22 protein-coding genes are annotated in these 26,566 nt (G+C 63.7%); 11 read left to right on the top strand and 11 right to left on the bottom strand.

Annotated elements, in window-relative coordinates:
• Positions 1 to 13: 13 nt before the first annotated feature.
• Genes BUQ73_RS06745 through mfd form a run of 3 tightly spaced genes read right to left on the bottom strand, consistent with a single transcriptional unit; the run spans position 14 to position 7,364 of the window.
• Positions 14 to 3,331 (bottom strand): DEAD/DEAH box helicase, encoded by a 3,318-nt coding sequence (locus BUQ73_RS06745; protein ID WP_079227158.1) that lies wholly within the window; start codon positions 3,329 to 3,331, stop codon positions 14 to 16.
• Position 3,332: 1 nt separating this feature from the next.
• A complete protein-coding gene (locus tag BUQ73_RS06750; RefSeq protein ID WP_079227159.1) occupies positions 3,333 to 3,905 on the bottom strand; it encodes a CsiV family protein in 573 nt (190 codons plus the stop codon).
• Between the two features lie 9 nt (positions 3,906 to 3,914).
• Positions 3,915 to 7,364 (bottom strand): transcription-repair coupling factor, encoded by a 3,450-nt coding sequence (gene mfd / locus BUQ73_RS06755; RefSeq protein WP_079227160.1) that lies wholly within the window; start codon positions 7,362 to 7,364, stop codon positions 3,915 to 3,917.
• A gap of 168 nt (positions 7,365 to 7,532) precedes the next feature.
• On the opposite strand from mfd, the gene BUQ73_RS06760 reads away from it, so the two are divergent.
• From BUQ73_RS06760 to sthA, 3 genes are all read left to right on the top strand, one after another.
• Positions 7,533 to 8,996 (top strand): glyceraldehyde-3-phosphate dehydrogenase, encoded by a 1,464-nt coding sequence (locus BUQ73_RS06760; RefSeq protein WP_060483945.1) that lies wholly within the window; start codon positions 7,533 to 7,535, stop codon positions 8,994 to 8,996.
• A gap of 235 nt (positions 8,997 to 9,231) precedes the next feature.
• Positions 9,232 to 10,230 (top strand): FAD:protein FMN transferase, encoded by a 999-nt coding sequence (locus BUQ73_RS06765; RefSeq protein WP_079227161.1) that lies wholly within the window; start codon positions 9,232 to 9,234, stop codon positions 10,228 to 10,230.
• Positions 10,231 to 10,432: 202 nt separating this feature from the next.
• On the top strand, positions 10,433 to 11,827 hold the full coding sequence (sthA, locus tag BUQ73_RS06770; RefSeq protein WP_079227162.1) for a Si-specific NAD(P)(+) transhydrogenase: 1,395 nt from the start codon (positions 10,433 to 10,435) through the stop codon (positions 11,825 to 11,827).
• Positions 11,828 to 11,875: 48 nt separating this feature from the next.
• Here the strand turns inward: sthA and BUQ73_RS06775 are convergent, their stop codons facing one another.
• A complete protein-coding gene (locus BUQ73_RS06775) occupies positions 11,876 to 12,592 on the bottom strand; it encodes a glycerophosphodiester phosphodiesterase (protein WP_079227163.1) in 717 nt (238 codons plus the stop codon).
• 30 nt (positions 12,593 to 12,622) lie between these two features.
• Positions 12,623 to 13,207, bottom strand: coding sequence for a PilZ domain-containing protein (locus tag BUQ73_RS06780; RefSeq protein ID WP_079227164.1), 585 nt, complete (start codon positions 13,205 to 13,207; stop codon positions 12,623 to 12,625).
• A gap of 93 nt (positions 13,208 to 13,300) precedes the next feature.
• On the opposite strand from BUQ73_RS06780, the gene BUQ73_RS06785 reads away from it, so the two are divergent.
• From BUQ73_RS06785 to BUQ73_RS06795, 3 genes are read left to right on the top strand one after another with little or no spacing between them, the layout of a single operon-like run.
• A complete protein-coding gene (locus BUQ73_RS06785; RefSeq protein ID WP_079227165.1) occupies positions 13,301 to 14,551 on the top strand; it encodes a lipoprotein-releasing ABC transporter permease subunit in 1,251 nt (416 codons plus the stop codon).
• 7 nt (positions 14,552 to 14,558) lie between these two features.
• The gene (gene lolD, locus BUQ73_RS06790) at positions 14,559 to 15,242 is read left to right on the top strand and encodes a lipoprotein-releasing ABC transporter ATP-binding protein LolD (protein ID WP_176506135.1); all 684 of its coding nucleotides are present in this window, start codon (positions 14,559 to 14,561) and stop codon (positions 15,240 to 15,242) included.
• A gap of 59 nt (positions 15,243 to 15,301) precedes the next feature.
• A complete protein-coding gene (locus tag BUQ73_RS06795; RefSeq protein WP_079227166.1) occupies positions 15,302 to 16,543 on the top strand; it encodes a lipoprotein-releasing ABC transporter permease subunit in 1,242 nt (413 codons plus the stop codon).
• Between the two features lie 126 nt (positions 16,544 to 16,669).
• Here BUQ73_RS06795 and BUQ73_RS06800 read toward each other — a convergent pair whose 3' ends face one another.
• The gene (locus tag BUQ73_RS06800; protein WP_192858690.1) at positions 16,670 to 18,013 is read right to left on the bottom strand and encodes a heavy metal sensor histidine kinase; all 1,344 of its coding nucleotides are present in this window, start codon (positions 18,011 to 18,013) and stop codon (positions 16,670 to 16,672) included.
• Positions 18,013 to 18,693, bottom strand: a complete 681-nt coding sequence (cinR, locus tag BUQ73_RS06805) for a two-component system response regulator CinR (RefSeq protein WP_079227168.1) — start codon at positions 18,691 to 18,693, stop codon at positions 18,013 to 18,015. Before cinR ends, BUQ73_RS06800 begins: the two co-directional genes overlap by 1 nt.
• A gap of 150 nt (positions 18,694 to 18,843) precedes the next feature.
• Between cinR and BUQ73_RS06810 the strand changes: the two genes are divergently transcribed.
• Entirely contained in the window at positions 18,844 to 19,371 is a 528-nt protein-coding gene (locus BUQ73_RS06810) for a cupredoxin domain-containing protein (protein ID WP_079227169.1), read from the top strand.
• Positions 19,372 to 19,439: 68 nt separating this feature from the next.
• Positions 19,440 to 20,270 carry an NADPH-dependent 7-cyano-7-deazaguanine reductase QueF gene (queF, locus tag BUQ73_RS06815; RefSeq protein ID WP_079227170.1) on the top strand — a complete coding sequence of 277 codons (831 nt, stop codon included), beginning with the start codon at positions 19,440 to 19,442 and terminating at the stop codon, positions 20,268 to 20,270.
• Positions 20,271 to 20,386: 116 nt separating this feature from the next.
• Here queF and BUQ73_RS06820 read toward each other — a convergent pair whose 3' ends face one another.
• Together BUQ73_RS06820 and BUQ73_RS06825 are read right to left on the bottom strand one after the other, a co-directional pair.
• Positions 20,387 to 20,650, bottom strand: a complete 264-nt coding sequence (locus BUQ73_RS06820) for a DUF4404 family protein (RefSeq protein WP_027919578.1) — start codon at positions 20,648 to 20,650, stop codon at positions 20,387 to 20,389.
• Positions 20,651 to 20,773: 123 nt separating this feature from the next.
• On the bottom strand, positions 20,774 to 21,337 hold the full coding sequence (locus tag BUQ73_RS06825; protein WP_027919579.1) for a hypothetical protein: 564 nt from the start codon (positions 21,335 to 21,337) through the stop codon (positions 20,774 to 20,776).
• A 189-nt stretch (positions 21,338 to 21,526) separates the two neighbouring features.
• Here BUQ73_RS06825 and BUQ73_RS06830 point away from each other — a divergent pair, with 189 nt between their 5' ends.
• Positions 21,527 to 22,234, top strand: a complete 708-nt coding sequence (locus BUQ73_RS06830; RefSeq protein WP_079227171.1) for a VacJ family lipoprotein — start codon at positions 21,527 to 21,529, stop codon at positions 22,232 to 22,234.
• Positions 22,235 to 22,286: 52 nt separating this feature from the next.
• Here BUQ73_RS06830 and BUQ73_RS06835 read toward each other — a convergent pair whose 3' ends face one another.
• Positions 22,287 to 22,586 (bottom strand): PilZ domain-containing protein, encoded by a 300-nt coding sequence (locus BUQ73_RS06835; protein WP_027919581.1) that lies wholly within the window; start codon positions 22,584 to 22,586, stop codon positions 22,287 to 22,289.
• 270 nt (positions 22,587 to 22,856) lie between these two features.
• Here BUQ73_RS06835 and rssB point away from each other — a divergent pair, with 270 nt between their 5' ends.
• Both rssB and rssC read left to right on the top strand, forming a co-directional pair.
• Positions 22,857 to 24,041 (top strand): two-component system response regulator RssB, encoded by a 1,185-nt coding sequence (gene rssB / locus BUQ73_RS06840; RefSeq protein ID WP_060483984.1) that lies wholly within the window; start codon positions 22,857 to 22,859, stop codon positions 24,039 to 24,041.
• Positions 24,038 to 24,520: an anti-sigma factor antagonist RssC gene (rssC, locus tag BUQ73_RS06845; RefSeq protein ID WP_027919583.1), complete on the top strand. Its 483-nt coding sequence runs from the start codon at positions 24,038 to 24,040 to the stop codon at positions 24,518 to 24,520. The genes rssB and rssC overlap by 4 nt, the downstream gene beginning before the upstream one ends.
• Before the next feature lie 136 nt (positions 24,521 to 24,656).
• Here rssC and BUQ73_RS06850 read toward each other — a convergent pair whose 3' ends face one another.
• Positions 24,657 to 26,501 carry an alkaline phosphatase D family protein gene (locus BUQ73_RS06850; protein WP_079227172.1) on the bottom strand — a complete coding sequence of 615 codons (1,845 nt, stop codon included), beginning with the start codon at positions 26,499 to 26,501 and terminating at the stop codon, positions 24,657 to 24,659.
• Between the last annotated feature and the right edge of the window lie 65 nt (positions 26,502 to 26,566).

The following is a 26,566-nucleotide window of genomic DNA, read 5'->3' on the forward strand; positions in this document are numbered from 1 at the left end:
ACACCCGATGCAATCACCGCCCCCGCTTGCCAGGCAAGGGGGCAAACAGCGCATCGATTTCTTCATCGCCAAGCCGCCACTGCCCCGCCTGCCCGCCATCAAGCAGGCTTGCTGCCAGCGCGGCTTTCTCCTGCTGCAATGCCTGGATCTTCTCTTCTACCGTCCCCCGGGTAATCAGCTTGAACACGAACACTGGCTTGTCCTGGCCGATCCGGTAGGCGCGGTCGGTTGCCTGGTTCTCGCTGGCCGGGTTCCACCACGGGTCGAAGTGGATAACGGTGTCGGCCGCAGTCAGGTTCAGCCCTACACCGCCGGCCTTGAGGCTGATCAGGAATACCTCGCTGTCACCCTGCTGAAACTGTTGCACCGGCGTGCGCCGGTCGCGGGTGTCGCCGGTGAGCAGGCTGTAGCGGATCTTGCGCTTTTCCAGCTCCTGCTCGATCAGCGCCAGCATCGAGGTGAACTGAGAGAACAGCAGGATCCGGCGCCCCTCGCTGAGCAGCTCTTCGAGCATGTCCAGCAGCGCGCCAAGCTTGCCCTTGTCGGCCTGATTACTCTTGGTCTCGACCCCTTTGACCAGGCGCAGGTCGCAGCACACCTGGCGCAGCTTGAGCAGGGCGTCGAGGATCACGATCTGGCTGCGCGCCGCGCCATTGCGGGCGATTTCGTCGCGGACCTTCTTGTCCATGGCCACCCGCACTGCTTCGTAGGTATCGCGCTGGGCATCGCTGAGTTCGACCCAGTGCACCATTTCGGTCTTGGCCGGCAGCTCGGTGGCTACCTGTTCCTTGGTGCGGCGCAGCAGGAACGGGCGCACTCGGCTGGCCAGGTGGGCCAGGCGCTCGCTGTCGGCGTGGCGTTCGATCGGAGTGCGGTAATCCTGGTTGAAGCGTTTCACGTCTCCCAGCCAGCCAGGCATGAGGAAGTGGAAGATCGACCACAGCTCGCCCAGGTTGTTTTCCATCGGCGTACCGGTCAGGCACAGGCGTTGATTGGCCTGCAGTTCGCAAACGGCGAGGGCGGCCTTGCTGGTGCTGCTCTTGATGTTCTGCGCCTCGTCCAGCACCAGCACATGCCAGGCTTGCGCGCGCAGGTGCTCCAGGTCGCGCGGTACCAGGGCATAGGTGGTGAGCACCAGGTCGTATTCGTGCAGCTTGGCAAAATGCTTGCTGCGGCCCGGGCCGTGCAAGGCCAGCACGCGCAGGCCGGGGGCGAAGCGTTGGGCTTCGTCGAGCCAGTTGGGCACCAGGCTGGTGGGCATCACCGCCAGTGCCGGGCCGGCCAGGCGCCCGTACTGTTTTTCCAGCAGCAGGTGAGCCAGGGCCTGCAGGGTCTTGCCCAGGCCCATGTCATCGCCAAGGATGCCGCCGGTACCCATTTCGCGCAGGGCCTGCAGCCAGTTCAGGCCTTGCTGCTGGTAAGGGCGCAGGGTGGCGTTGAGCCCGCTCGGCACTTCGACCTGCAGGTCGCGGGCATCGCGCAGGCGCCGGCCGAGGTCGCGCACGTGGGCTCCACCCTCCCAGTGCAGTGGCAGGTGCTCGATGTCGTTCAGGCGCGCGGCGTCGGCACGGTCCATGCGCAGGGCCGGGCCGACCGCATCCTCGTGCAGGTAGAGCTCGCCGAGGGTGCCCATCACCGCCTTGATGCGGCCGTAGGGCAGGGCGACGCGCAGCGCCGGGCTGTCCAGCCTGCCGCGGTTGAGGTCGATCAGCAGGTGCTCGTCGTCGCTGCGCCGTGCCAGCTCGCTGGGGCGCAGCAGCTCAGGGTTGCTGCGCAGCAGTTGCAGCACGATCGGCAGCAGGCTGTGGCGCTGGCCTTCGACCACGATACCCAGTTCCAGGTCGAACCATTCATGCCCGGGTGCTTCGTCAATGCTGGCGTACCAGTCGTCCACCTCTTGCAGGTTGAAGGCGAAGTCGCGGTGAATGTCGATGTCCCAGCCGGCCTCGCGCAGGCGTGGCAGGCCATCGCGGGCGAAGCGCAGCCAGGCCTCGTCGTCGGGCAGCTGGAGCATATCGCCGGCGCTGTCGGGCAGGGCCTTGCTCTGCCGGGTGGCGGGCTTGAAACCGAGGTCGCGCAGCACCTTGCGCAGTGCCTGTTCGGCCTGGGGCTGGCGGCGGATGCGCTGGCTGGTGCTGCCAACCAGGCGGGCCAGGGGCTTGTCGTCATTGCCAGTGGCACGCATCCCGTCGTAGTCAAACGACAGCGCGGCACGATGCTGTATCTGGCGCTGCATGCGGCCGGTCTTGGGCATGTAGGCGCTGAATTCCAGGCTGCCCAGGGTCAGGTGCCCTTTGGGTTGAGTGTCATCGATGTGTTCAGTGCTGACTGAAGTCGGTGTGGGGACTTGACGGTTCAAGGCGTTCAAACGGTGGCTCAAGGGTACGACCAGATGTTCCGGAACGACGGGGGCGCGTGCGAGCTGACTGGCGATGAAAGGGTCCAGGTCATGGCGTAGCTTGCCCAGTTGATGGGTTGCACGGTTGATGTAATGCATCGGCTCCAAGGGCAGTGTCAGCAGTTGCGAGTGATCGCCATGGAACCAGGCGCCACGGTAGCTGCCATCCTCCAGCCTGAGCCAGCGGAACTCGCCTTGCAGCTCTGGCCCTTCGATCAAAGGCTCAGGGTCGGCTTCGACGTGCAGGCGCCCGGTCGCCAGTGCGAAGCCGAGTATTTCTGCACCTTGTTTGCCTTGCAGGTCCACGACGGGGCGCACTGCCCGGCTGCTGGCATCAATCAGGCGCAGCAGGCGGGCGTCGTTATCTGTCACGTAGCGGGGCGGGTAATAGATCAGTTCAGGCATCGAAGTGATCTTGCCGAACTTTAAGGTTCCGTCAGCTTGGCGCGTGCCTTTGACCGCCTCCAGCGTGCAGTGCTGTTGGCCTGCGTGAACCTGATAATGCAACGCCGGGCCTTTGCGCGCCGGCCCGGGAGTGGCGGGAGGCTGGCCAGTGGCTTCAAGGCTTTCGACCCACTGATCAAGCGCTGGCGAAAGGGCGTCGTTTTGCGCACTCGGTGCCTCGGCCCTGCCTTCGCCATGCTGCACATTCAGCAACACGGCGACGCAATGTTTGCAGTTGTGGCCAACCGGGCAGCTGCAGCGCCCGAACACCCGCAGTTCGCTGCCGGTCACTACCAACTGGATTTCCTGTTGGTAGTGCTCGCCGGACGAGCCAAGGCAGGTGGCTTCGATGTGCTTGTCATGCATCGACAGGACTTGCGTGCGCCCTTGTCTGGCGTAGTCGCGCCCACGGTTCAGTGCACCGCTCTGGATATGCTCGACCCAGCGCGGGTGATCCCTCAGCAGTTGCCGCGCATCGCTGTCGCTCACATCACTGCTCCATCATCTCCGGGTCCATCACTGGCATCTTCGGGGTGCCCGGTGCGGTGACCTTGAGCAGCAGGGCCAGGTGGCCGCCATCGAGGAAGGTCAGTTGGCCGCTTTTCATGTTGCTGTTGCTCTGCTTGAACTGCTCGCTTTGCAGCACGTTGCCGTTGCTGTCGAGCTGGTTGACCCAGAAGTTGGCGGCCACGGCGATGAAGCGACCTTCGGTGATGCTCAGGTTGCCTTCGATCGGGAAGTGCCCGAATTGCTCTGCACCTGAACCCAGGGCGATGCGGCTCGGCTCGCTGCCGACCTGTTGCTGCCAGGCCTTGTGCAGCAGCACGGTGTAGTCGGCGGTGGCCTCCAGCCGGGTGGCCTCATCCTGCAGCGCCAGTGGGCGCTCGGCGCCTTTGTCCAGGCGTGGGGCGCCCGCGCTCCAGTCTTCCGGGGCGAACGGGCTGGTGAAGGCGGGCACGCTGTTCTGCCGCACCAGAAGCATTTCTACCTGATACATACCTTCGGCGAAGGCGGCTGGCGCGAACAGCGCGAGCAGCAGGGTCAGGCAACGGATGGCACGCATGGATCTTCCTTAGGCAGGCTGTGGGGTCAGGCGCTCGAACAGCGCCTCCAGGGTATTGAAGCGTTCTTCGGGGCGTTCCATCGGTACCAGGAAGCGGAACTGGGTTGCGCCTTCGAACTTGTAACGTTTGGGCTGGCCCTGGATCAGCTTGATCAGGGTCAGTGGGTCGACCGGGGTCTCGGCCTCGAATTCGAGCTTGCCGCCGTTGGGGCCGGCGTCGACTTTCTTGATGCCGAGCGTTTCTGCCTGCAGCTTGAGCTGGGTCAGGCGCATCAGGTTCTTGGTCGGCTCGGGCAGCAGGCCGAAGCGATCGATCATCTCTACTTGCAGGTCCTTGAGGCCTTCTTCATCGGCTGCCGAGGCGATGCGCTTGTAGAGGATCAGGCGCGCGTGCACGTCGGGCAGGTAGTCCTCGGGGATCAGCGCCGGCAGGCGCAGGTTGATCTCCGGGCCGCCGCCCAGCGGCTGCTCAAGGTTAGGCTGGGTGCCCTTGCGGATGGCCTTGACCGCGCGCTCGAGCATTTCCATGTACAGGGTGAAGCCTACGGCCTGGATCTGCCCGCTCTGGCCTTCGCCAAGCAGCTCGCCGGCACCGCGGATCTCCAGGTCGTTGGTGGCCAGCACGAAGCCCGCACCCAGGTCCTGGGTATTGGCGATGGCCTCCAGGCGTTTTTCGGCGTCGGCGCTGATCTTCTGCCGCTGCGGTGTCAGCAGGTAGGCGTAGGCCTGGTGGTGGCTGCGCCCGACACGGCCACGCAGCTGGTGCAGCTGGGCCAGGCCGAACTTGTCGGCACGCTCGATGACGATGGTGTTGGCACTTGGCACGTCGATGCCGGTCTCGATGATGGTCGAGGCGATCAGCACGTTGAAGCGCTTGTGGTAGAAGTCGCTCATCACCTGTTCCAGCTCGCGCTCGCGCATCTGCCCGTGGCCGATGCCGATACGCGCTTCCGGGACCAGTTCGGCCAGTTCTGCGGCGCACTTCTCGATGGTTTTCACGTCGTTGTGCAGGTAGTACACCTGGCCGCCGCGCAACAGCTCACGCAGCAGTGCTTCCTTGACCGTGCTCTTGTTCTGCTCCATGACGAAGGTGCGTACCGACAGGCGCCGCGCCGGCGGGGTGGCGATGATCGACAGGTCGCGCATGCCCGCCACCGCCATGTTCAGCGTGCGCGGGATCGGCGTAGCGGTCAGGGTGAGGATGTCCACTTCGCTGCGCAGGGCTTTGAGCTGCTCCTTCTGGCGCACGCCAAAGCGGTGTTCTTCGTCGATGATCGCCAGGCCCAGGTCCTTGAAGCGCACATCATCCTGCAGCAGCTTGTGGGTGCCGATGAGGATGTCGATCTTGCCTTCGGCAAGGTCCGCGGCGGCAGCGGCCACTTCCTTGGCCGACTTGAAGCGGCTCATCACCTCGACCTTCACTGGCCATTCGGCGAAGCGGTCGCGGAAGCTGTTGTAGTGCTGCTGGGCGAGCAGCGTGGTCGGTACCAGTACCGCCACCTGGCGGCCGCTGTGCACGGCGATGAAGGCGGCGCGCATGGCCACTTCGGTCTTGCCGAAGCCGACGTCGCCGCACACCAGGCGGTCCATTGGCTTGGGCGCCAGCATGTCGACCCGCACCGCCTCGATGGCCGCTTGCTGGTCGGGGGTTTCCTCGAACGGGAAGCCTGCACTGAAGGTGGCGTAGTCGGCGGCCGGGTCGGCAAAGGCATAGCCCTTGCGCGCCGCGCGCCGGGCATAGATGTCGAGCAACTCGGCGGCCACGTCGCGGACCTGTTCGGCGGCTTTGCGCTTGGCTTTCTGCCAGGCTTCGGAACCCAACCGGTGCAGCGGCGCCAGGGCGTCATCGCTGCCAGTGTAGCGGGCGATCAGGTGCAGGTTGGCCACCGGCACATACAGCTTGGCGCCTTCGGCGTATTCCAGGGTGAGGAACTCGGCGGCCTGGCCGTCGATTTCCAGGGTGGCCAGGCCCAGGTAGCGGCCCACGCCATGGTCGATATGCACCACCGGCGCGCCTTCGCGCAGCTCGGTGAGGTTCTTGATGACCGCATCGTTGGCTGCCTCGCCGCGCTTTTCACGGCGCCGGCGCTGCATCACGCGCTGGCCGAACAGCGGGCTCTCGGCGACCAGGGCGACTGCCGGGTCGTCCAACAGCAGGCCGTCGTCCAGCGGGGCGATGGTAATCGCCAGACGCTCGCGGCCGGTGATGAAGTCAGCCCAGCTGTCGACCGTCTGCGGGCGCAGCTTGAGGCGTTCGAGCAACTCCAGCAGCACCTCGCGGCGGCCCGCCGATTCGGCGGTGAACAGCACGCGGCCGCTGAACTGGTCGAGGAATTCGGCCAGCGCCGCCAGCGGCTGGTTGGCCTTGGCTTCGATGGCCAGGTTGGGCAGGGCACGTGCGGGGAAGCGCTCACGGCCGGCGCCGGCTTCGATTTCGTCGGCGCTGACCACCACCCGTGGCCACTGCTTGAGCTGGGCGAAGCAGTCTTCCACGGGCAGGAACAGTTCGGCTGGCGGCAGCAATGGGCGGGTCAGGTCGCCACGGCGCTCTTCATAGCGCCCGCGCACGTCGTTCCAGAAGTGCTCGGCAGCGTGTTCGACACCTGGCAGCGAGAACACCTGGGTGTTGGCGGGCAGGTAGTCGAACAGGGTCGAGGTTTCTTCGAAGAACAGCGGCAGGTAGTACTCGATGCCAGCGGGGATGATGCCGCTGGCCAGGTCCTGGAAGATCGCGCTGCGGCGGAAGTCGACATCGAATCGCTCGCGGAAGCGCGCCTTGAAGCGGGTCACCTCTTCCTTCTGCATGGGGAACTCGCGCGCCGGCAGCAGGCGGATCGAGTCGACCTTGTCGATCGAGCGCTGGGTCTCCGGGTCGAAGGTGCGCAGGGTTTCGATCTCGTCATCGAACAGGTCGATGCGATAAGGCAGCTTGCTGCCCATCGGGAACAGGTCGATCAGTGCGCCGCGCACGGCGAACTCACCGTGCTCGTAGACCGTGTCGACGCAGCGGTAGCCCGTGGCTTCCAGGCGCGTGCGCATCTGCTCGACGTCGATGGTCTGGCCCACGTCCAGCACCAGGCTGCTGCCCAGCAGGAAGCGCGTCGGTGCCAGGCGGTGCAGGGCGGTGGTGATCGGCACCACAAGAATGCCATGGCTCAGCTCCGGCAGCCGGTAGAGGCTGGCGATGCGCTGGGAAATGATGTCCTGGTGCGGCGAGAACAGGTCGTAGGGCAGGGTTTCCCAATCGGGAAACGGCAGCACCGGCAGGTCCGGGGCAAAGAAGCGAAGCTCCTGTTCCAGACGATCGGCCGCCTGGCTGTCGGCGGTCAGCAGCAGGGTGAAGCGGCCTGCGCTGCTGGCAGCCTCGGCGATGGCCAGGCTGAGGGCGGCACCGGGCAGGTTGCCCCAGGTTTGTTTGCCGGCCGTGGCCGACATTTGCGGAAGGCGCAGAACTGACACGGGAGATTGCACTCCAAGCGTTGCGGCAAAGACGTCGATTGTACCGGTGACAGTGCCTGCTGTCAGGCTCGACAGGCCATGAACAGCGGGCTTTGCCATCGGCGACAGGCGCTCATTGCCGGTTACGCGCTGGGGCGTCATAATGTAGCCCCTTTTTTCTGTCCCTACATGTGGAAGGTTCCCGTGACTCAGAAGCCCGACCAGTGTCTTGGTGAGTGGATCGATCGTGAAGCTCTGGCTGAAGCGATGATCCCGCTTATCGGTCAGCTCTACCGCAACAACAATGTGGTGAGCTCGATTTATGGCCGTAGCCTGATCAACCGTTCGGTTATCTCGATCCTCAAAGCCCACCGCTTTGCGCGTCACCGTCAGACCGACGAGACCGAACTGTCCGTACACGAGACATTCCCCCTGCTCAAAGCCATGAGCGAGCTGAAACTGGGCGCCGCTTCGGTCGACCTGGGCAAGCTGGCCAACAAGTTCAAGCAGGAAGGCAACGGCCGCACTGCCGAGCAGTTCGTCCGTGAAGAGCTGGCCGACGTGGTTGGCCAGCAGAACGCTTCGGCCCGCAAGGGTACCGACGTCGTCCTGTACGGCTTCGGCCGCATCGGCCGCCTGCTGGCGCGCATCCTGATCGAGAAGACCGGTGGTGGCGACGGCCTGCGCCTGCGTGCCATCGTCGTGCGCAAAGGCGCCGAGAACGACCTGGTCAAGCGTGCCAGCCTGCTGCGCCGTGACTCGGTGCATGGCCCGTTCGATGGCACCATCACCATCGACGAAGCCAACAACACCCTCACCGCCAACGGCAACCTGATCCAGATCATCTACGCCAAGAGCCCGAGCGAAGTCGACTACACCCAGTACGGCATCGACAACGCGCTGATCGTCGACAACACCGGCGTATGGCGTGACGCTGACGGCCTGGGCCAGCACCTGGCCTGCCCAGGCGCTGCCCGCGTGATCCTCACCGCACCTGGCAAGGGCGCGCTGAAGAACATCGTGCACGGCATCAACCACGGTGACATCACTGCCGATGACAAGATCATCTCGGCAGCTTCCTGCACCACCAACGCCATCGTGCCGGTGCTCAAGGCCATCAACGACCAGTACGGCATCGTCAATGGTCACGTCGAAACCGTTCACTCGTTCACCAACGACCAGAACCTGATCGACAACTTCCACAAGGGCAGCCGCCGTGGCCGTGCCGCGCCGCTGAACATGGTCATCACCGAAACCGGCGCCGCCACTGCTGCCGCCAAGGCGCTGCCAGTGCTCAAAGGCAAGCTGACCGGTAACGCCATTCGCGTTCCGACGCCGAACGTTTCGATGGCCATTCTCAACCTGAACCTTGAGAAGCCGACCAGCCGCGACGAAATCAACGAGTACCTGCGCCAGACCGCCATGCACTCGGAACTGCACAAGCAGATCGACTACGTCAGCTCGCAGGAAGTGGTTTCGACCGACTTCGTAGGTTCCCGCCACGCCGGTGTGGTGGATGCCGAGGCGACCATTGCCAACGACAACCGCGTTGTTCTGTACGTCTGGTACGACAACGAATTCGGTTACAGCTGCCAGGTGGTTCGCGTGATGGAAGAGATGTCGGGTGTGAACCCGCCAGCGTTTCCACGCTGATCCGCTTGTAAGCGCATGAAAAAACGGGAACCTTCGGGTTCCCGTTTTTTTTGCCTGGCATTTTCCGTGCTGGCGCGGTCAGTGTAGGAGCGGCCTTGTGTCGCGAATGGGCTGCGCAGCAGCCCCGGCATTTTCGGATGTGACACTCGAATCCTGGGGCCGCTGTGCGCCCCTTTCGCGACACAAGGCCGCTCCTACAATGACTTTGCAGGCATGCAGAACCGAGAAATCCCGATTGCGCACAGCCTTACTGTTCATCCTGATGCTTCTCACCGCCTGCAACCAAGGCCCGACCTTGGAACGCCTGGGCGGCCCGACCATGGGCAGCAGCTACAGTGTCCAGTACGTCCGCGAACCCGGCGGCCCGGCACCGGCCCAGGTCCAGGCGGCGGTCGAGACCATTCTCAACGACATCGATCAGCATTACTCGACCTACCGCGGCGACTCCACTGTCAGCCAGTTCAACCTGCTGCCTGCCAACCAGTGCATGGCCTTGCCGCCTGACATGCTCGAACTGGTCGCCTTCGGCCAGCACCTGGCCGAACTCAGCGATGGCGCCTACGACCTCACCGTCGAGCCGCTGCTTGACCTCTGGGGCTTCGGTCCGCAGGCCCGTCACGAGCAGGTGCCCGACCCACAGGCTCTGGCCCAGGCTCGCCAGCGCGTCGGCTACCGCCACCTGCGCATCGAGGGCCAGGCACTGTGCAAGGATGCCCCGGTGCAACTGGACTTCAACAGCATCGCTGCCGGCCACGCGGTCGACCTGATCGCCGAACGCCTGCGCGCCATGGGGGTGACCAGTTTTGTCGCTGAAGCCACCGGCGAGCTCAAGGCCGTGGGCCGCAAGCCCGACGGCAGCCCCTGGCGCATCGCCCTGGAGCTGCCCCGCGAAGACCGCCAGATCGCCCGCCAGATCATCCCGGTCAATGGCCTGGGGGTATCGACCTCGGGTGACTATCGCCACTATTTCGAGGAGAATGGCCGGCGCTATTCACATACCTTCGATGCCCGCCTGGGGCGCCCGGTCGATCACGACCTGGCCGCGGTCACCGTGCTCGATGCCTCGGCGCTGCAGGCTGATGGTTATTCGACCTTGTTGCTGATCCTTGGGCCGGAGCGCGGCTGGGATTTTGCCGTGGCCCATGATCTGGCTGCGGTTTTGGTGACTCGGGCCGAGGCTGGCTTCGTCTCCCGAGCTACCCCCGCATTCGAACGGGCGGTGAAAGGCGATTGAAAGCGTTGGCAGGGATGATCGCCTCCAGGGAACGGTGAATGACATGTAGTGCAGGCAAAATTGGCCTACGACGCGACCAAGGGTTAATGTGCGCGGCGTTCACGCTTGATTAGACTGCACCCGAATTTTCTCATGACGCCCCGGCGGCATGATCGAGTCCCGTGGGTAACCGTAACCCCGGGCCAGTTCTGAAGGAGTACGCATGGCTGTCTACAACTACGACGTAGTGGTGCTGGGTTCCGGCCCGGCCGGTGAAGGCGCGGCAATGAACGCCGCCAAAGCGGGGCGCAAGGTGGCAATGGTCGACAGCCGCCGTCAGGTCGGCGGCAACTGCACCCACCTGGGCACCATCCCGTCCAAGGCGCTGCGTCATTCGGTGCGGCAGATCATGCAGTTCAACACCAACCCGATGTTCCGTGCCATCGGCGAGCCGCGCTGGTTCTCCTTCCCGGACGTGCTCAAGAGCGCCGAGAAGGTCATCGCCAAGCAGGTTGCCTCGCGTACCGGCTACTACGCCCGTAACCGCGTCGATGTGTTCTTCGGCACCGGCAGCTTCGCCGACGAGCAGACCGTCGAAGTGGTCTGCCCCAATGGCGTGGTCGAAAAACTCAACGCCAAGCACATCATCATCGCCACCGGCTCGCGCCCTTACCGCCCGGCCGACATCGACTTCCACCACCCACGCGTCTACGACAGCGACACCATCCTCAGCCTCAGCCACACCCCGCGCAAGCTGATCGTCTACGGCGCTGGTGTGATCGGTTGTGAGTACGCCTCGATCTTCAGCGGCCTTGGCGTGCTGGTGGAGCTGGTCGACAACCGCGGCCAGCTGCTGAGCTTCCTGGATTCGGAAATTTCCCAGGCGCTGAGCTACCACTTCAGCAACAACAACATCACCGTACGCCACAACGAGGAGTACGAGCGGGTCGAGGGCCTGGACAATGGTGTGATCCTGCACTTGAAGTCGGGCAAGAAGATCAAGGCCGACGCCTTGCTGTGGTGCAACGGTCGTACCGGTAACACCGACAAGCTGGGCCTGGAAAACATCGGCATCAAGGTCAACAGCCGTGGCCAGATCGAGGTCGACGAGGCCTACCGCACGACCGTGCCGAACATCTACGGTGCCGGTGACGTGATCGGCTGGCCGAGCCTGGCCAGTGCCGCCCACGACCAGGGCCGTTCGGCCGCTGGCAGCATCGTCGACAATGGCAGCTGGCGCTTCGTCAACGATGTGCCGACCGGCATCTACACCATTCCGGAGATCAGCTCGATCGGCAAGAACGAGCAGGAGCTGACCCAGGCCAAGGTGCCGTACGAAGTGGGCAAGGCGTTCTTCAAGAGCATGGCGCGCGCGCAGATCGCCGGCGAGCCGCAGGGCATGCTGAAGATCCTGTTCCACCGCGAAACCCTGGAAATCCTCGGCGTGCACTGCTTCGGCTACCAGGCTTCGGAAATCGTTCACATCGGCCAGGCGATCATGAACCAGCCCGGCGAGCAGAACAATCTGAAGTACTTCGTCAACACCACGTTCAACTACCCGACCATGGCCGAAGCCTATCGGGTAGCTGCCTACGACGGCCTGAACCGGCTTTTTTAAGCGGCTCCGGCCGGTGGCCTGAGCCGGTCGGGGAGACCGATTTCAGCCCTACCCGAGGGTGGTCTTGGCCAAACCGGGAAAGTCTGTAATCAGGCTGTCCACGCCAAAGTCAGCGAGCCGGCGCATCAGTGCCGGTTCGTTGACCGTCCACACCGACACATGCAGGCCCTGGCCCTGCGCCTTGAGCAGGCGCTCGGGGGTGCACAGTGTCCAGTTCAACGCCAGCAGCTCACAGTCGTAGTTCTGCGCGACCTTCAACGGGTCGAGCCAGGCGTATTCGGCAACCAGCCCGCGCTTCACATCCGGTACCAGCTCAAGGGCAGCGCCCAGCACTTCGCGTGAACTCGAAGTGATGGTCACCTTGTCCAGCAGGCCGTACTGCTGCGCCAGTTCGCGGATCGCCAGCACGGTGGTGGCGGCACGGGTGCGCGAGGCGCTCTTGACCTCCAGCTGCCAATGCTCGAAGGCGCACTTCTCGAACAGTTCTTCCAGCTTCGGAATGGGGCAGGGCTGCACATGCCCGGGGCCGCCCTTGCGGGCATCAATGCGGATCAGTTCGGCGGCCGGGTGCTCGACCACCTTGCCGCGCCGGCCGGTGGTACGCTTGAGGGTAGGGTCGTGGATCACCATCAGCTCGTTGTCGGCCGACAGGTGCAGGTCCAGTTCGCAGCGGTTCACGCCGTGGGACAGGCACTGCTGAAAACTCTTCAGGGTATTTTCGGGGGCTTCGCCCTTGGCGCCGCGGTGGCCGTAGATCAGGGTCACGTTCGTTCCTTCAAATCAGGGTGGTAGGGCTCAGGAGGCGGGGCCGTCTTGTTCCAGCTGCTGGCGCCGTTGCTGCTGTTGGCGTTGCAGGATGTAGCGGGCCAGCAGTTGCCGTTGGGCATCGGTCATGTCGGTGAATTCCGTGCCGACTTCGAAATCGCCATCTGGGCGCGGGTCGCAGTGGGTGACCTTGCCGCGCAGTAGCAGGCCGTGGGCGCGTGGCATCAGCACCATCTTCACCTTCACCCGGGTGCCCGGGGCGATCTGCTGGCGTTGAGCGAATTCGATGCCACCTTCGGAAATGATCACCCGCTGTGGCTGGCCGATTTCACCGAGCAGGGTTTGCGCGACCACCGCGCTGAGCAGGTCCAGGCGTTTGTTCTGCGCCCGCAGGAAGGCTGCCAGGGTACGGTCTTTCTCGCTCAGCTGGCGCAGCAGGTGCTGCGACTCGAAGTCGGACAGGTGCAGCTCGCTGAGCAGGTTGAACAGCGGTGAATCATCCTGCAACAGTTCTGCCTCAAGGGCTTCGGCCGCGCTGAGGGGGCTGATTTCCAGTGCGATCCGATCTTCGATGCGGTAGTATTCGCGGCGATCTTCTTCGTCTAATGTCGTCATGGCGAACCCATGGTTGCGGCGGTGGTCCGAGTGTAAAGCCGCCGTAGGCGCCTCGCCACAAGGACGTTCCCTTTCATCCGAACAAGCCCCGACATGTTCAGACCTCTTTTCGCATTCATCGGTACGCGTTACACCCGTGCCAAGCGCCGTAACCACTTCGTCTCGTTCATTTCCCTGACCTCGATGATCGGCCTCGCCCTGGGCGTGGTGGTGATGATCGTGGTGCTCTCGGTCATGAACGGTTTCGACCACGAGATGCGTACCCGCGTGCTGGGCATGATTCCCCACGCCACGCTGGAGAGCGGCCAGCCGATCAACGACTGGTCTGCCCTTGCCCAACAAGTAAAGCAGAATCCGCAGGTGCTGGCGGTTGCCCCGTACACGCAGATGCAGGGCCTGCTGACCCATGATGGCAAGGTGCAGAAGGTGTTGCTCAACGGCATCGACCCGGCGCGCGAGCGCGAGGTGTCGATCATCGACAATTTCATCCAGCAGGGCAGCCTCGACAAGCTGGCGCCTGGCGAGTGGGGCATCATGATCGGCGACAAGGCCGCGGCCAAGCTGGGCGTGGCCATCGGCGACAAGCTGACCTTCGTCGCCCCCGAGGTCAGCGTGACCCCGGCCGGCATGTTCCCGCGCATGAAGCGCTTCACCGTGGTCGGCACCTTCCACGTGGGCGCCGGCGAGATCGACGGCTACCTGGGCCTGACCAACATCACCGACCTGTCCCGCCTGCACCGCTGGAAGCCGGACCAGGTGCAGGGCCTGCGCCTGAAGTTCGACGACCTGTTCCAGGCGCCGCGGGTGGCGTGGAGCATCGCCCAGCAGCTGGGCGACCAGGAATACTACAGCCGCGACTGGACCCGTACCCACGGCAACCTGTACCAGGCAATCCGCATGGAGAAGGCCATGATCGGCCTGCTGTTGCTGCTGATCGTGGCGGTGGCGGCGTTCAACATCATTTCTACCCTGGTGATGGTGGTCAACGACAAGCGCGGTGATATCGCCATCCTCCGTACCCTGGGCGCCACGCCCGGGCAGATCATGCTGATCTTCATGGTCCAGGGCACGGTGATCGGGGTAATCGGCACGCTGATCGGCGCCGTGGTCGGGATCGTCGCTGCGCTGAACGTCAGTGCGGTGATCGCCGGCATCGAGAAGTTGATCGGGCACAAGTTCCTCAACGCCGACGTGTATTTCATCGATTACCTGCCGTCGCAGATCCAGGCCCAGGACGTGTACATGGTCTGCGGTGCGGCGCTGGTCCTGAGTTTCTTCGCCACCCTGTACCCGGCCTGGCGTGCGGCCCGCACCCAGCCTGCAGAGGCGCTACGTTATGAGTGAGTCGCGCATGAGTGATAAAGCCGTTCTGAGTTGCCGCAACCTGGGCAAGTCCTACGACGAGGGCCCGGAGTCGGTGCAGGTGCTGTCCGGGCTCAACCTGGAGCTGCACGCTGGTGAGCGCGTGGCCATCGTCGGTAGCTCCGGCTCTGGCAAAAGTACCTTGCTCAACCTGCTCGGTGGCCTCGACCGCCCGACCCAGGGCAGCGTGTGGCTGGCCGGCGAAGAGCTGTCGGCCCTTGGCGAGCGTGCCCGCGGCCTGCTGCGCAACCGCGAGCTGGGCTTTGTCTACCAGTTCCACCACCTGCTGCCAGAGTTCACCGCCATGGAGAACGTGTGCATGCCGCTGCTGATCGGCCGCACCGCCATCCCGGAGGCCCGTGAACGTGCCGAGGCACTGCTCAAGCGGGTCGGCCTGGGCCATCGCCTGCACCACAAGCCGGCTGAATTGTCCGGCGGCGAGCGCCAGCGTGTGGCAATCGCCCGAGCTCTGGTCAACCGCCCGGGCCTGGTAATGCTCGACGAGCCGACCGGCAACCTCGACCACCATACCGCCCAGGGCATCCAGGAACTGATGCAGGAGTTATCCAGTGCGTCGCGCACCGCCTTCCTGGTGGTGACCCACGACCTTAACCTGGCGCGCCAGATGGACCGCGTATTGAAGCTCGACGACGGCCACCTGGTGGCGATCTGAGCGAGTGCACGGGGTGGCAGCGCCGCCCCGTTTTCCCGTTTTAATTGGGTGTTTCCTACATGTTCAGACCCTTGCCCATCTTCATTGGCGCGCGCTACACCCGGGCCAAGCGCCGCAACCACTTCATCTCGTTCATCTCGATGACCTCGATGATCGGCCTGTCGCTGGGCGTGCTGGCGATGATCGTGGTGCTGTCGGTGATGAACGGCTTCCAGCGTGAAATGAGCTCGCGCATTCTCGGCCTGGTCCCGCATGCCTCGATCCTTGGCGTGCAGCCGCTGGACGACTGGCACAAGGCGGCCGACGCTGCGTTGCAGAATCCGGCAGTGATGGCTGCGGCGCCGATCACCGAGATGGAAGGCATGCTCTCGTACAAGGGCGCAATGCAGCCGATCCAGGTCAGCGGCATCGACCCGGCCGAAGAGGGCAAGGTGTCCATCGTTGGCCAGCATATCGTTCAGGGCCGCCTGCAGGACCTGCAGCCGGGTGAATATGGCGTGGTCATCGGCGAGCTCACCGCGCGCCGCTTTCGCCTCAACACCGGCGACAAGCTGACGCTGATCGTGCCGGAAATCAGCAAGGAACCCGGTGGCATCACCCCGCGCATGCAGCGCCTGACCGTGGTCGGCATCTTCAAGGTCGGTGCCGAGCTGGACGGCTCGCAGGCCTACATGCATGTGGCCGACGCTGGTGAAATGCAGCGCTGGGCGCCAGGCCAGGTACAAGGCGTGCGCCTGAAGCTGCATGACCTGTATGCCGCGCCACAGGTATCCAAGGCCATCGCGGCCGGCTTGGGCGATAGCTATCGCGCCGACGACTGGTCGCACACCCAGGGCAGCCTGTTCAGCGCGATGAAGATGGAAAAGACCATGATCGGCCTGTTGCTGCTGATGATCATCGCAGTAGCGGCGTTCAACATCATCGCCACGTTGGTGATGGTGGTGAACGACAAGGGGCCGGACATTGCCATCCTGCGTACCCTGGGTGCCACGCCGGCACAGATCATGGGCACGTTCATGGTCCAGGGCAGCCTGATCGGCATTGTCGGCACCTTGATCGGCGGTGTGCTGGGGGTGGTCGCTGCGCTCAATGTCAGCCAGATCGTCGGCTGGCTGGAGCGGGTGAGTGGGCAGCACATCTTCACTTCAGATGTGTACTTCGTCAGCAGCTTGCCGTCCGAACTGCAGGGCGGGGATGTGCTGATGATTTGCGCGGCGGGGCTGGTGATGAGCTTCCTGGCGACCATCTACCCGGCTTATCGGGCGTCGCAGGTGCAGCCGGCGATAGGCCTGGCGGTCTGATGTCTGCCTGAGATCCTGGGGGCGCTTCGTGCCCCTTTCGCGACACAAGGCCGCTCCTACAAAGGTATCGTGTATTCCTGTAGAAGCGGCCTTGTGTCGCGAAAGGGCTGCGCAGCAGCCCCCATTTCACCGAGTTTCAGGTAGTTCGATCACAAACCTTGTCCAGCCATCCTGGCTCTGCGCCCGAATGCTCCCTCCATGGGCCTGCACGATCGACCGGGTAATCGCCAACCCCAGCCCCGCATGCTCGCTGCTACCTTCCCGCCGCGCCGGGTCCACCCGGTAGAATCGATCAAACAGCCGGGGTAATGCCGCCGCTTCAATGGCCGCCCCGGTATTGGCCACGCAAATCCGCAAGCCCGGCTCCAGCGTCACCCGTATCTGCCCGCCTGCCGGCGTGAAGCGCAGGGCATTGTCGAGCAGGTTCGACAGGGCCCGGCGCAGCATATGCCGATCACCCTGCAACACCGCTTCGCCGTCGCGCAGCAGTTGCACTTCATTGTCCTCGGCCAGCGGCGCGTAGTACTCCAGCAATGCATCCACTTCATCGTGCAAGGCCAGCGCCGTCTGCCCCGGCACCAGCAGGCCATGGTCGGCCTTGGCGAGGAACAGCATGTCGTTGATCATCTGCGCCATCCACTGCAGTTCCTCAAGGTTGCCATGCAGTGCCTCGCGGTATTCCTCCAGGCTGCGCGGGCGGGTGAGGGTGACCTGGGTGTGGGTCAGCAGGTTGGACAGCGGCGTGCGCAGTTCGTGGGCGATGTCGGCGGAGAATGCCGACAGGCGCTGGAAGGCGTCGTCCAGGCGTTGCAGCATGGCGTTCACGGTAGTGGCCAGTTCCGCCAGCTCTTCAGGCATCTGCGCCACCGGCAGGCGCGTGGTCAGTGAGCGCGCCGACACGCTGGCGGCCACCCGGCCCATCTGGCGCAAGGGTCGCAAGCCGCTGCGCGCGGCCCAGGCACCGAGCAAGGCAGTGGCCAGGGCCGACAGCCCGACGGTGAGCCAGATCAGGCGCTGCATGCCTTGCAGGAAGTGCTGGTGATGGGTGATGTCGAGAAACAGTGTCAGCCGCGCAGCGGTCTGGTCGTTCGGTGCTGCGGCCAGGCTGCGGTAATCGACGCCGTCTGCGTGCAGGGTCGTCAGTGCGGATGCCGACGGTGTACCAGGCAGGCCGTCGCGGCTGGCGAACCAGTTCGCACCGTCGGGGCCATCAATTCGCAGTGCCAGGTCAGCCTGGTGGCTGAGCTCGTTGCGCAGCGCTGGCAAGCGGCCTTGCAGTTGCTCGGGGCTCTTCAGGCCGGCGAGCTGGCTACGAAACAGAGAAAGGCGCGACTCCAGCAGTTGCTGGTCCAGCTCGACGAAATGCTGCTCGCTGGCACGGTTGAACAGCAGCCCCGCGCCCAGCGACACGGCGGCGGTACAGGCGGCAAACAGCAGGGCCAGGCGCGTGCCGAGGGAAAGCCTGCGCATCAGTCGTGGCGCTCTTCGAGCACGTAGCCCATGCCGCGCACGGTGTGAATCAGCTTGTTCGGGTGCGGGTCGTCGATCTTCAGGCGCAGGCGGCGTACCGCCACTTCGATGACGTTGGTGTCGCTGTCGAAGTTCATGTCCCAGACTTGCGAAGCAATCAGCGATTTGGGTAGTACCTCGCCCTGGCGACGCAGCAGCAGTTCGAGCAGGGCGAACTCCTTGGCGGTCAGGTCGATGCGCGTGCCGGCCCGTTCGGCGCGGCGGCGGATCAGGTCCAGGCGCAGGTCGGCGAGGGTCAGGGTGGTGTCCTGGCTGGGGCTGGCACCGCGGCGCAGCAGGCTGCGCACCCGGGCCAGCAGCTCGGAGAAGGCGAACGGCTTGACCAGGTAATCATCGGCCCCCAGTTCCAGGCCGTGCACGCGGTCCTCGACGGCGTCGCGGGCGGTGAGGAACAGCACCGGAGTGTCCAGCCCGGCAGTGCGCACGGCCTGCAGGATTTGCCAGCCGTCACGCCCGGGCAGCATCACGTCGAGGATCAGCAAGTCGTGGTCGCCGGTCAGGGCCAGGAACTGGCCGGTTTCGCCGTCGCTGGCCAGCTCGGTGGCGAAGCCGGCTTCGCTCAGGCCCTGGCTGAGGTACTGGCCGGTGCGGGCCTGGTCTTCGACGATCAGCAGTTTCATGGGGCTCCTGCGGGGTAGGGTGATGGCTGAAATGATACGTGACGATGTGCCTGCTCGCCCAAGCTGACAAAGTTGTAATCTTCCTGTCAGCCAAGCGCCAGCCGCACCTTTCTAGAGTGGTCTCATCCCGCTGTGATCTTCGGAGTCATCATGAAACACCTGTTCATCGCCGCCGCCCTGGCCCTGGTCAGCCTGCCCACCCTGGCAGGCGAGGCGAAAACCTTTGCATTTGGCGAGCCGGCCCCGGCTGCCAAGGCCAGCCGCACCGTCGAAGTGGTGCTCAAAGACATCGCCTTCGAGCCCACCAGCCTGCAGGTAAAGGCGGGCGAGACCGTGCGCTTCGTGGTAATCAACGAAGGCAAGCTGCCCCATGAGTTCAACCTGGGTGACAAGGCCATGCATGCCGAGCACCAGAAAGAGATGATCGCCATGCAGGGCAAGATGTACAACGCCGCCATGCAGCATGAGGGCATGGACCATTCGCAGATGGGCCATGCGCCTGCCAAACCGATGGACCACGGTGCCCATGGCCACGATGCCGGCAACACCGTGCTGGTACAGCCTGGCCAGCGCGCCGAGCTGACCTGGACCTTCCGCAAGTCGGCACCCATCGAGTTCGCCTGCAATGTTCCGGGGCACTACCAGGCCGGTATGGTCGGGGTGCTGACCATCGAGTAACCGGGCCTGCAAGGCGGGGTGCAAAACCGGTAGACTAGGGGCAATTTCGAACCTTCAGGTCAGTTTCCATGCATCCCGCCGCCGAACATTCCCCGCTGGGCAAGTCCAGCGAATACATTGCCACCTACACGCCTTCGCTGTTGTTCCCGATACCGCGCACGGCCAAGTGGGCGGAGCTGGGTGTGACCGCCCAGACCCTGCCATGGCAGGGCGTGGACTACTGGAACTGCTTCGAGCTTTCGTGGCTGCTGCCTTCGGGCAAGCCGGTCGTGGCTATCGGTGAATTCGCCATTCCGGCCGATTCACCGAACATCATCGAATCGAAATCGTTCAAGCTCTACCTCAACTCATTGAACCAGACCGTGTTCGCCTCGATCAGCGAACTGCAGGCATGCCTGGTGAAAGACCTGTCGGCCGCTGCTGGCAAGCCGGTGGGTGTGCAGGTGCGTACCCTGGCGGAAGTAGAGGCGCAAGGCGTGGTTGCCTTGCCTGGGCAGTGCATCGATGCGCTGGATGTGGCGATCGACAACTACGAGCAGCCGCAACCGGAACTGCTGAGCTGCGACGCGGAGCGTATTGTCGAAGAGACGGTGCACAGCCACCTGCTCAAATCCAACTGCCCGGTGACCGGCCAGCCGGACTGGGGCAGCGTGGTGGTGGAGTACAAGGGCAGGGCGCTGGACCATGCCAGCCTGCTGACCTACCTGATCAGCTTCCGCCAGCATGCCGACTTCCATGAGCAGTGCGTGGAGCGGATCTACCTGGACTTGAAGAACCTGCTGCAGCCTGAGCACCTGACCGTGTATGCGCGGTATGTGCGCCGCGGCGGGCTGGACATCAACCCGTACCGCAGCACCGGCACGATCAGCCCGGTGAACCTGCGACTGGTTCGGCAGTAACTTCTGTGTAGTTGGGGCTGCTTTGCAGCCCGTTCGCGACACAAGGCCGCTCCTACAGGGGAATACGTTTCTCTGTAGGAGCGGCCTTGCCGGGGTGCCGGAGCGCCCCCGGCAATTCAGATCCCCATGCTGTGCAGGGAGTTGGCAATGCTGCGCAAGGTGGCGGTCAAATCCGGGTGATCGGCCTCGAAACGTTCGATCGCCAGGTTTACCCCGTCAACCACGTTGTTGTCCGGTGTAGCTTCCTCGAGCTTCAACTGCGCTTCGATCTGCCTGGCCTCTTCATGCAGGGCGGCCAGTTCTTCATCCGAAAGCGGTACGTTGCGGTCCAGTTGCTCGCGCAGGCTGTTCAAGCGCTCTTGCAATTCGCGGGCAGGCATTGGCTGTTCTCCATCAATGGCTTGGCAAAGGCATGGACCTCAGCGAAGCGGCAAAGGTTCTAGCCTGTCTCTAGCGTAATCCACTCGCTGGTGCTTTGCATGATCCGCATCAATGGGGCTGTATCAGGGTTTTTCGCCCTTGCTGCAGCGCAGGGCGATGTCCGCAAGGCAGGTGTCCAGCTCTTCGAGGTGGTCGATCACCGAGTGTACACCCAGGCTGAACAGGGCCAGTGTAGCCTTGCCACGGGCCAGGTCCTGCTCTTGCTGGGTCATGGCCTGCCATTGCGCAGAGCTGAGGTTGCACGAGGGGCTGCAGCCAGCCAGGCCCACCGTCCACAGGCCGGCATTGAGGCCTGATTGCAGGAGTTTCGGTTCACCGCTGACCAGCACGCAACCTTCCAGGCGTTCGCTGTCCAGGCTCATCAGGGCCTGCCAGCAGGCGTTCGGCGCCGGCCAGCGCACGCCATTGACCGAGTGCCCCGGCAGCCAGTCCGGCAGCACGCTGGCCAGGCGCCTGCTCTGCAGGCTGCTCAGGTCGTCCAGCCAGATGCACGGCACCTGCGCGTGGCGCAGGCCGGCCAGCGTATCCAGGGCGCCAGGGGCGGGCAGGGGGCTGCCGTCGGTGGCCTGGACCAGGCAGCCGCGCAGGCCGAACAGCACAGCGGTAATGGCAGGTGCAGCGAGCATGGTAACGTCCCTGAAATAGTCCGCAGGCTATTGGACGATTGTTACCGTGCTGTGACGAGCAACAGTTGTTCACAATTTATTGAGTAAAAATGTGTAAAGCTGATTATCAGCGTGCAAGCCTCTATACTGCCGCCGTACAGCAGCGCATCCGTTGCGCTTGCGGCCGAGAAATTCGATGGAGAAACATCTATGCGTAGGATCGGTGCCGGTGTGATCGAACGAGTCACCCAGGCCTTTGTCTGCGCCAGCCTGCTGCTGGCGCCTGTGGCAGCCACCCATGCCGCCACCGAGGAAGATCCTTGGGAAGCGGTCAACCGTCCGATCTTCCGTTTCAACGATACGATCGACACCTATGGCCTCAAGCCATTGGCCAAGGGCTACCAGTGGGTTACTCCGCAGTTCTTGCAGGATGGCATCCACAATATGTTCAACAACGTCGGCGATGTGACCAACCTTGCCAACAACGTGCTGCAGCTCAAACCGCATGCGGCAGGCGTGGATACTGCGCGGTTGATCGTCAACACCGTGTTCGGCCTTGGCGGTTTCTTCGATGTCGGCACCAAGATGGGCCTGCAGCGCAACGACGAAGACTTCGGCCAGACCCTCGGCCACTGGGGCGTACCAAGCGGTCCGTACGTCGTGATCCCTCTGCTCGGCCCAAGCACCGTGCGTGACGGCCTGGCCAAGTACCCGGACACCTACACCGAACCCTACCGCTACATCAACGATGTGCCGGTGCGTAACTCGATCTTCGCTCTGAACGTGGTCGACACTCGGGCCAGCCTGCTGCCGGCCGAGAAGCTGATTCAGGGTGACAAGTACATCTTCATTCGCAATGCCTACCTGCAGAACCGCGAGTTCAAGGTCAATGACGGCGAAGTCGAAGACGACTTCTGATCGTTGCAGGCAAAAAAAACGGCGACCTTCGGGTCGCCGTTTTTGTAACAGCTCAATGCATGGCCAAGATACGCAAGCCCAACTTCTGCTGCCCGGCGGGCTGGTCGGCGATCCACACCACCTCGGTACTGGCATGCAGGCCCCTGAGTGCCGGGTGATCGGAATCGATACGCACCTCCAGGTGGTCACCGACCTTGAATTGCTGCGGCGCCTGCACCTGCATGCCGCCACTGGAAAGGTCCAGGCACACCGCGGCGATCACCTGCCCCTCGTGCAGCAGGCTGACCTCGGTGTCGATGCGCATGCGGATGAAATCGCGTTTCTCGCTGTGATTGGAGGGCGTCTGAGGCATGCTGCATCCTTCCCAATAAGTTGTACTGGTTGGCATTCTTATAACTCTCGGTGATTTGCCCTGTAAAGAGCAGCGAACTCGACCGACGTATGCTTGAAACCCCTGGCGGATGGGAGTACCGTCTGCGCCTTACGAGTTGCCTCTGCCGGTTGCCTGGCCCGAGTTATTGGCCTACAACTCAAGTAGAGCGTTACCACAGAGTATTCCAGCAGTTGGATGTCAGCCTTGCAGACGCCCCTGCACCACCCCAAATCGGCGCCGTTCGCCCACATGCAGAAAATCAGTGCAACGCTGCTGATCATCGATGATGACGACGTGGTCCGTGCGAGCCTCGCCGCCTATCTGGAAGACAGTGGCTTCAGCGTCCTCCAGGCCAGTAATGGCCAGCAGGGGCTCCAGGTCTTCGAAGAACACCAGCCCGACCTCGTGATCTGCGATCTGCGCATGCCGCAGATGGGCGGCCTCGAACTGATCCGCCAGATCAGCGAGCGCGCGCCGCAGTTGCCAGTGATCGTGGTGTCCGGTGCCGGCGTGATGAGCGATGCGGTCGAGGCCTTGCGCCTGGGTGCCGCTGACTACCTGATCAAGCCGCTGGAAGACTTGGCCGTACTTGAACACTCTGTGCGCCGGGCGCTCGACCGCTCGCGCCTGGTGCTGGAAAACCAGCGTTACCGCGACAAGCTGGAAGCGGCCAACCGCGAGCTGGAGGCCAGCCTGCACCTGTTGCAGGAGGATCAGACCGCTGGTCGCCAGGTGCAGATGAACATGCTGCCGGAAAGCCCCTGGAAGCTTGGCGAGTTCACTTTCGAGCACCAGATCATCCCGTCGCTGTACCTGTCGGGCGATTTCGCCGACTACTTCCGTGTGGATGAGCGGCGCATTGCCTTCTACCTGGCTGATGTCTCCGGGCATGGCGCGTCTTCGGCGTTCGTCACGGTGTTGCTGAAGTTCATGACCACGCGGCTGTTGTTCGAATTCAAGCGCAGCAGCAAGCTGCGTGAATTCAAGCCTTCGGAAGTGCTCAGCCACATCAACCGCGGCCTGATCAACTGCAAGCTGGGCAAGCACGTGACCATGGTGGGTGGCGTGATCGATGAAGAAACCGGCCTGCTGACTTACGCCGTGGGTGGCCACCTGCCGCTGCCGGTGCTCTATACCCCTGGCGAGGCCCGCTACCTTGAGGGCCGGGGCCTGCCGGTGGGGTTGTTCGACGAAGCGAGCTACCAGGACCTGGTGATCGAGCTGCCGCCGCAGTTCAGCCTGAGCCTGATGTCCGATGGCATTCTGGACCTTTTGCCGGGGCATACGCTCAAAGATAAAGAAGCTGCCTTGCCGGATATCGTCAAGGCGGCGGGTGGTAGCCTGGATGGGCTGCGCCAACGATTCGGATTGGCTACGCTTGGGGAGATGCCGGATGATATCGCCCTATTGGTGTTGAGCAGGAACCTTCAATGAGTACCGGTAGAATCCAGTTCGCCGAGCAGAGCGGTACCTTTGTACTGAAATTCGTCGGTGAAGTGCGCTTGACCCTGTGTTCGGCACTGGATGCGACGATCGAGAAGATTTTCACCGCGCTGAACTTCTCGACCATTGTCATCGACCTGACCGAAACCGAAAGCATCGACAGCACCACCCTGGGCTTGCTGGCCAAGCTGTCGATCCTGTCGCGGCAGAAGGTGGGCCTGCTGCCGACCGTGGTCACCACCAACCCGGATATTTCCCGCTTGCTGCAATCCATGGGCTTCGATCAGGTGTTCAACATCGTCGACCGCCCGGTACCACGCCCTGAGTGCCTGACCGACCTGCCGTCGCAGGATCAGAACGAGGATGTGGTGCGCTCCAAGGTGCTGGAGGCGCACAAGATTCTCATGGGGCTGAACGACTCCAACCGCGAAGCCTTCCATGACCTGGTGAATGCGCTGGAGCGGACCTGATGCTCAGCCTGTGCCGGCCTGTTCGCGGGCAAGCCCGCTCCCACAGGTAAAGCACAGGCTTCGAAGCCAGTAATTTTCCTGTGGGAGCGGGCTTGCCCGCGAATAGGCCCGAAAATCCACTGTACAACTCAGCCTTTTATTGATTGTCAGGTGCAAACTCGGTTGCTTCACTGCCATCCGCACTCAACTGAAGCACGCGCGCCGGCCGCCCCTGTTCATCGAAGAACACCTGCCCCAATCCCGCCCCATTCCAGAGCCGCTCCCCAGCCCTGCTGCGGCTGGGCGTACGTGGCACTACCTCCATCTGCCTGCGCTTGGTAAACCAGTTCAGCGGTGAGCGTGGTGAGTACAGCCAGCGGTTGAGCCGGTCCAGCACGTCCAGCAGGCGCCGTGGAAACTCGTTCTTGATGCCGCTGCTGGTCACCTGCCAGAGGTGCGGGCTGCGCTGGCGATGGCGGATCAGCACCTCGTAGACGAACGAATAGTGCACATCACCCGACAGGACCACGTAATGCCCAGGTGTGCGCGAATGGCGGAAGATGTTCAGGATGACCTGTGCTGCGCCACGGTGGGCCATCCAGTTCTCGGCATCCACCAGTAGCGGATAACCCAGCCAGCTGAACACCTTCTGCACGCTCTCGATCAGCTTGACGCCGAAGATCGGTGCCGGTGACACGATGACCGCCGAAGGGTGGTCCAGCAGTGCCTGCTGCAGCTCGCACAGCGCTTCCCAGTCGAGCAGGCCGGACGGCTTGCCCAGGTCGCTTTCGCTGCGCCAGCGGCGCGTGCGGGTGTCCAGCACCAGCAGCGGTGGCTCGCTGGGCAGGCTGTACTGCCAGCCCTGGAAGCGCAGCAGCTCGCCAATCAGCTGGTCCTGCTGCCGGGGCAGTGACTGGCACTGCCCGACCAGCCCGGTGCAGGCATCCGGGTCATTGCCCCAGGCCTGGCACAGCAGGTAGCCGAGCAGCGCATTGCCGATGATCCGCCGCGAGAACGGGTGGCCGTAGGCGGTTTGTTCCCACTGCGCCGAGAGGTTCCAGTCGTCGGTGATGTCGTGGTCGTCGAAGATCATCAGGCAGGGCAGGTGGGCCATCACCCGCGCCACCTGGCCCAGGTTGGCGGCGAAGGCCTCGATCAGCGGCAGTTCCTCGCGGTAGCGCTGCTGGTGCCGAGGGCTCAGGCCTGCGGGCATGTTCAGTTCAATCAGGCGCCAGGGCTGCGGCGACCACACCAGCAGGTACATGGCCATGACCTCGGCGAAGGTCACCAGGTGGTTGTCGGCATTGCTGGAGGAGAAGATCGGTTTGCGCTTGCCGCCGAAGAAGCGCTCACGCAGGGTTTCGTTGCTTGCCTGGGCAGGCAGCAGGTCGGCGCGATGGTAGTAGCTGGCTGGATGGCGGTAGAGCGCCTGGCTGTCGCTGACTACCGCGCCGTCCAGTGCTTCGTCGAACAGGCCCAGGCGCTCGATCAGCGAATGAATGGCGCGCAGCATCGGGCCGGCGACGTCATCGGCGTAAACCTGGTCGCCGGTCATCAACATTACGGCGGGGCGCTCCTGGGGGTGCTGGCAGGCCAGCAGCAGGCGGTCGGCGCAGAGCAGGCCATCGGCGGCCGGGTGATGGGGTTTGCGGCAGGACCCATGCAGCAGGTGGTCAAGGCGCTCGCGCAGCACCAGGCTGGGGCGTTGGCTACCGGGGTAAAGCAGGTGCGGGGCCCAGTCGGCAATGCCCTGGCCATTGATCAGCAGGTCGTATTCGACGGCGATGTTGCGCGGCAGGGGCTCGGCGAAGTGGATGTCCAGCAGGTGAATGAAGGCGTGCTGGCCAACCGCGACGATCTGGCACTCGACCCGTGCGGTGCCGTCGAAGATGAATTCGGGTTGCAGGGGCTGGCTGCCGACCAGCCAGATGGCCAGCCTTTGCGGTTCGAGGCGGCGCAGTACCGGGCCGGCGAGTACGAGGGGCAGTGGGGATGAGGTCATTTTGCCTTTGGAGTCAGAACGCGTTCACAGCCCGCTGAAACACAACGGGCGGAAAATGCTGAACA

The organism is Pseudomonas putida, assembly GCF_002025705.1.
GTDB classification, from domain to species: Bacteria; Pseudomonadota; Gammaproteobacteria; order Pseudomonadales; family Pseudomonadaceae; genus Aquipseudomonas; species Aquipseudomonas putida_J.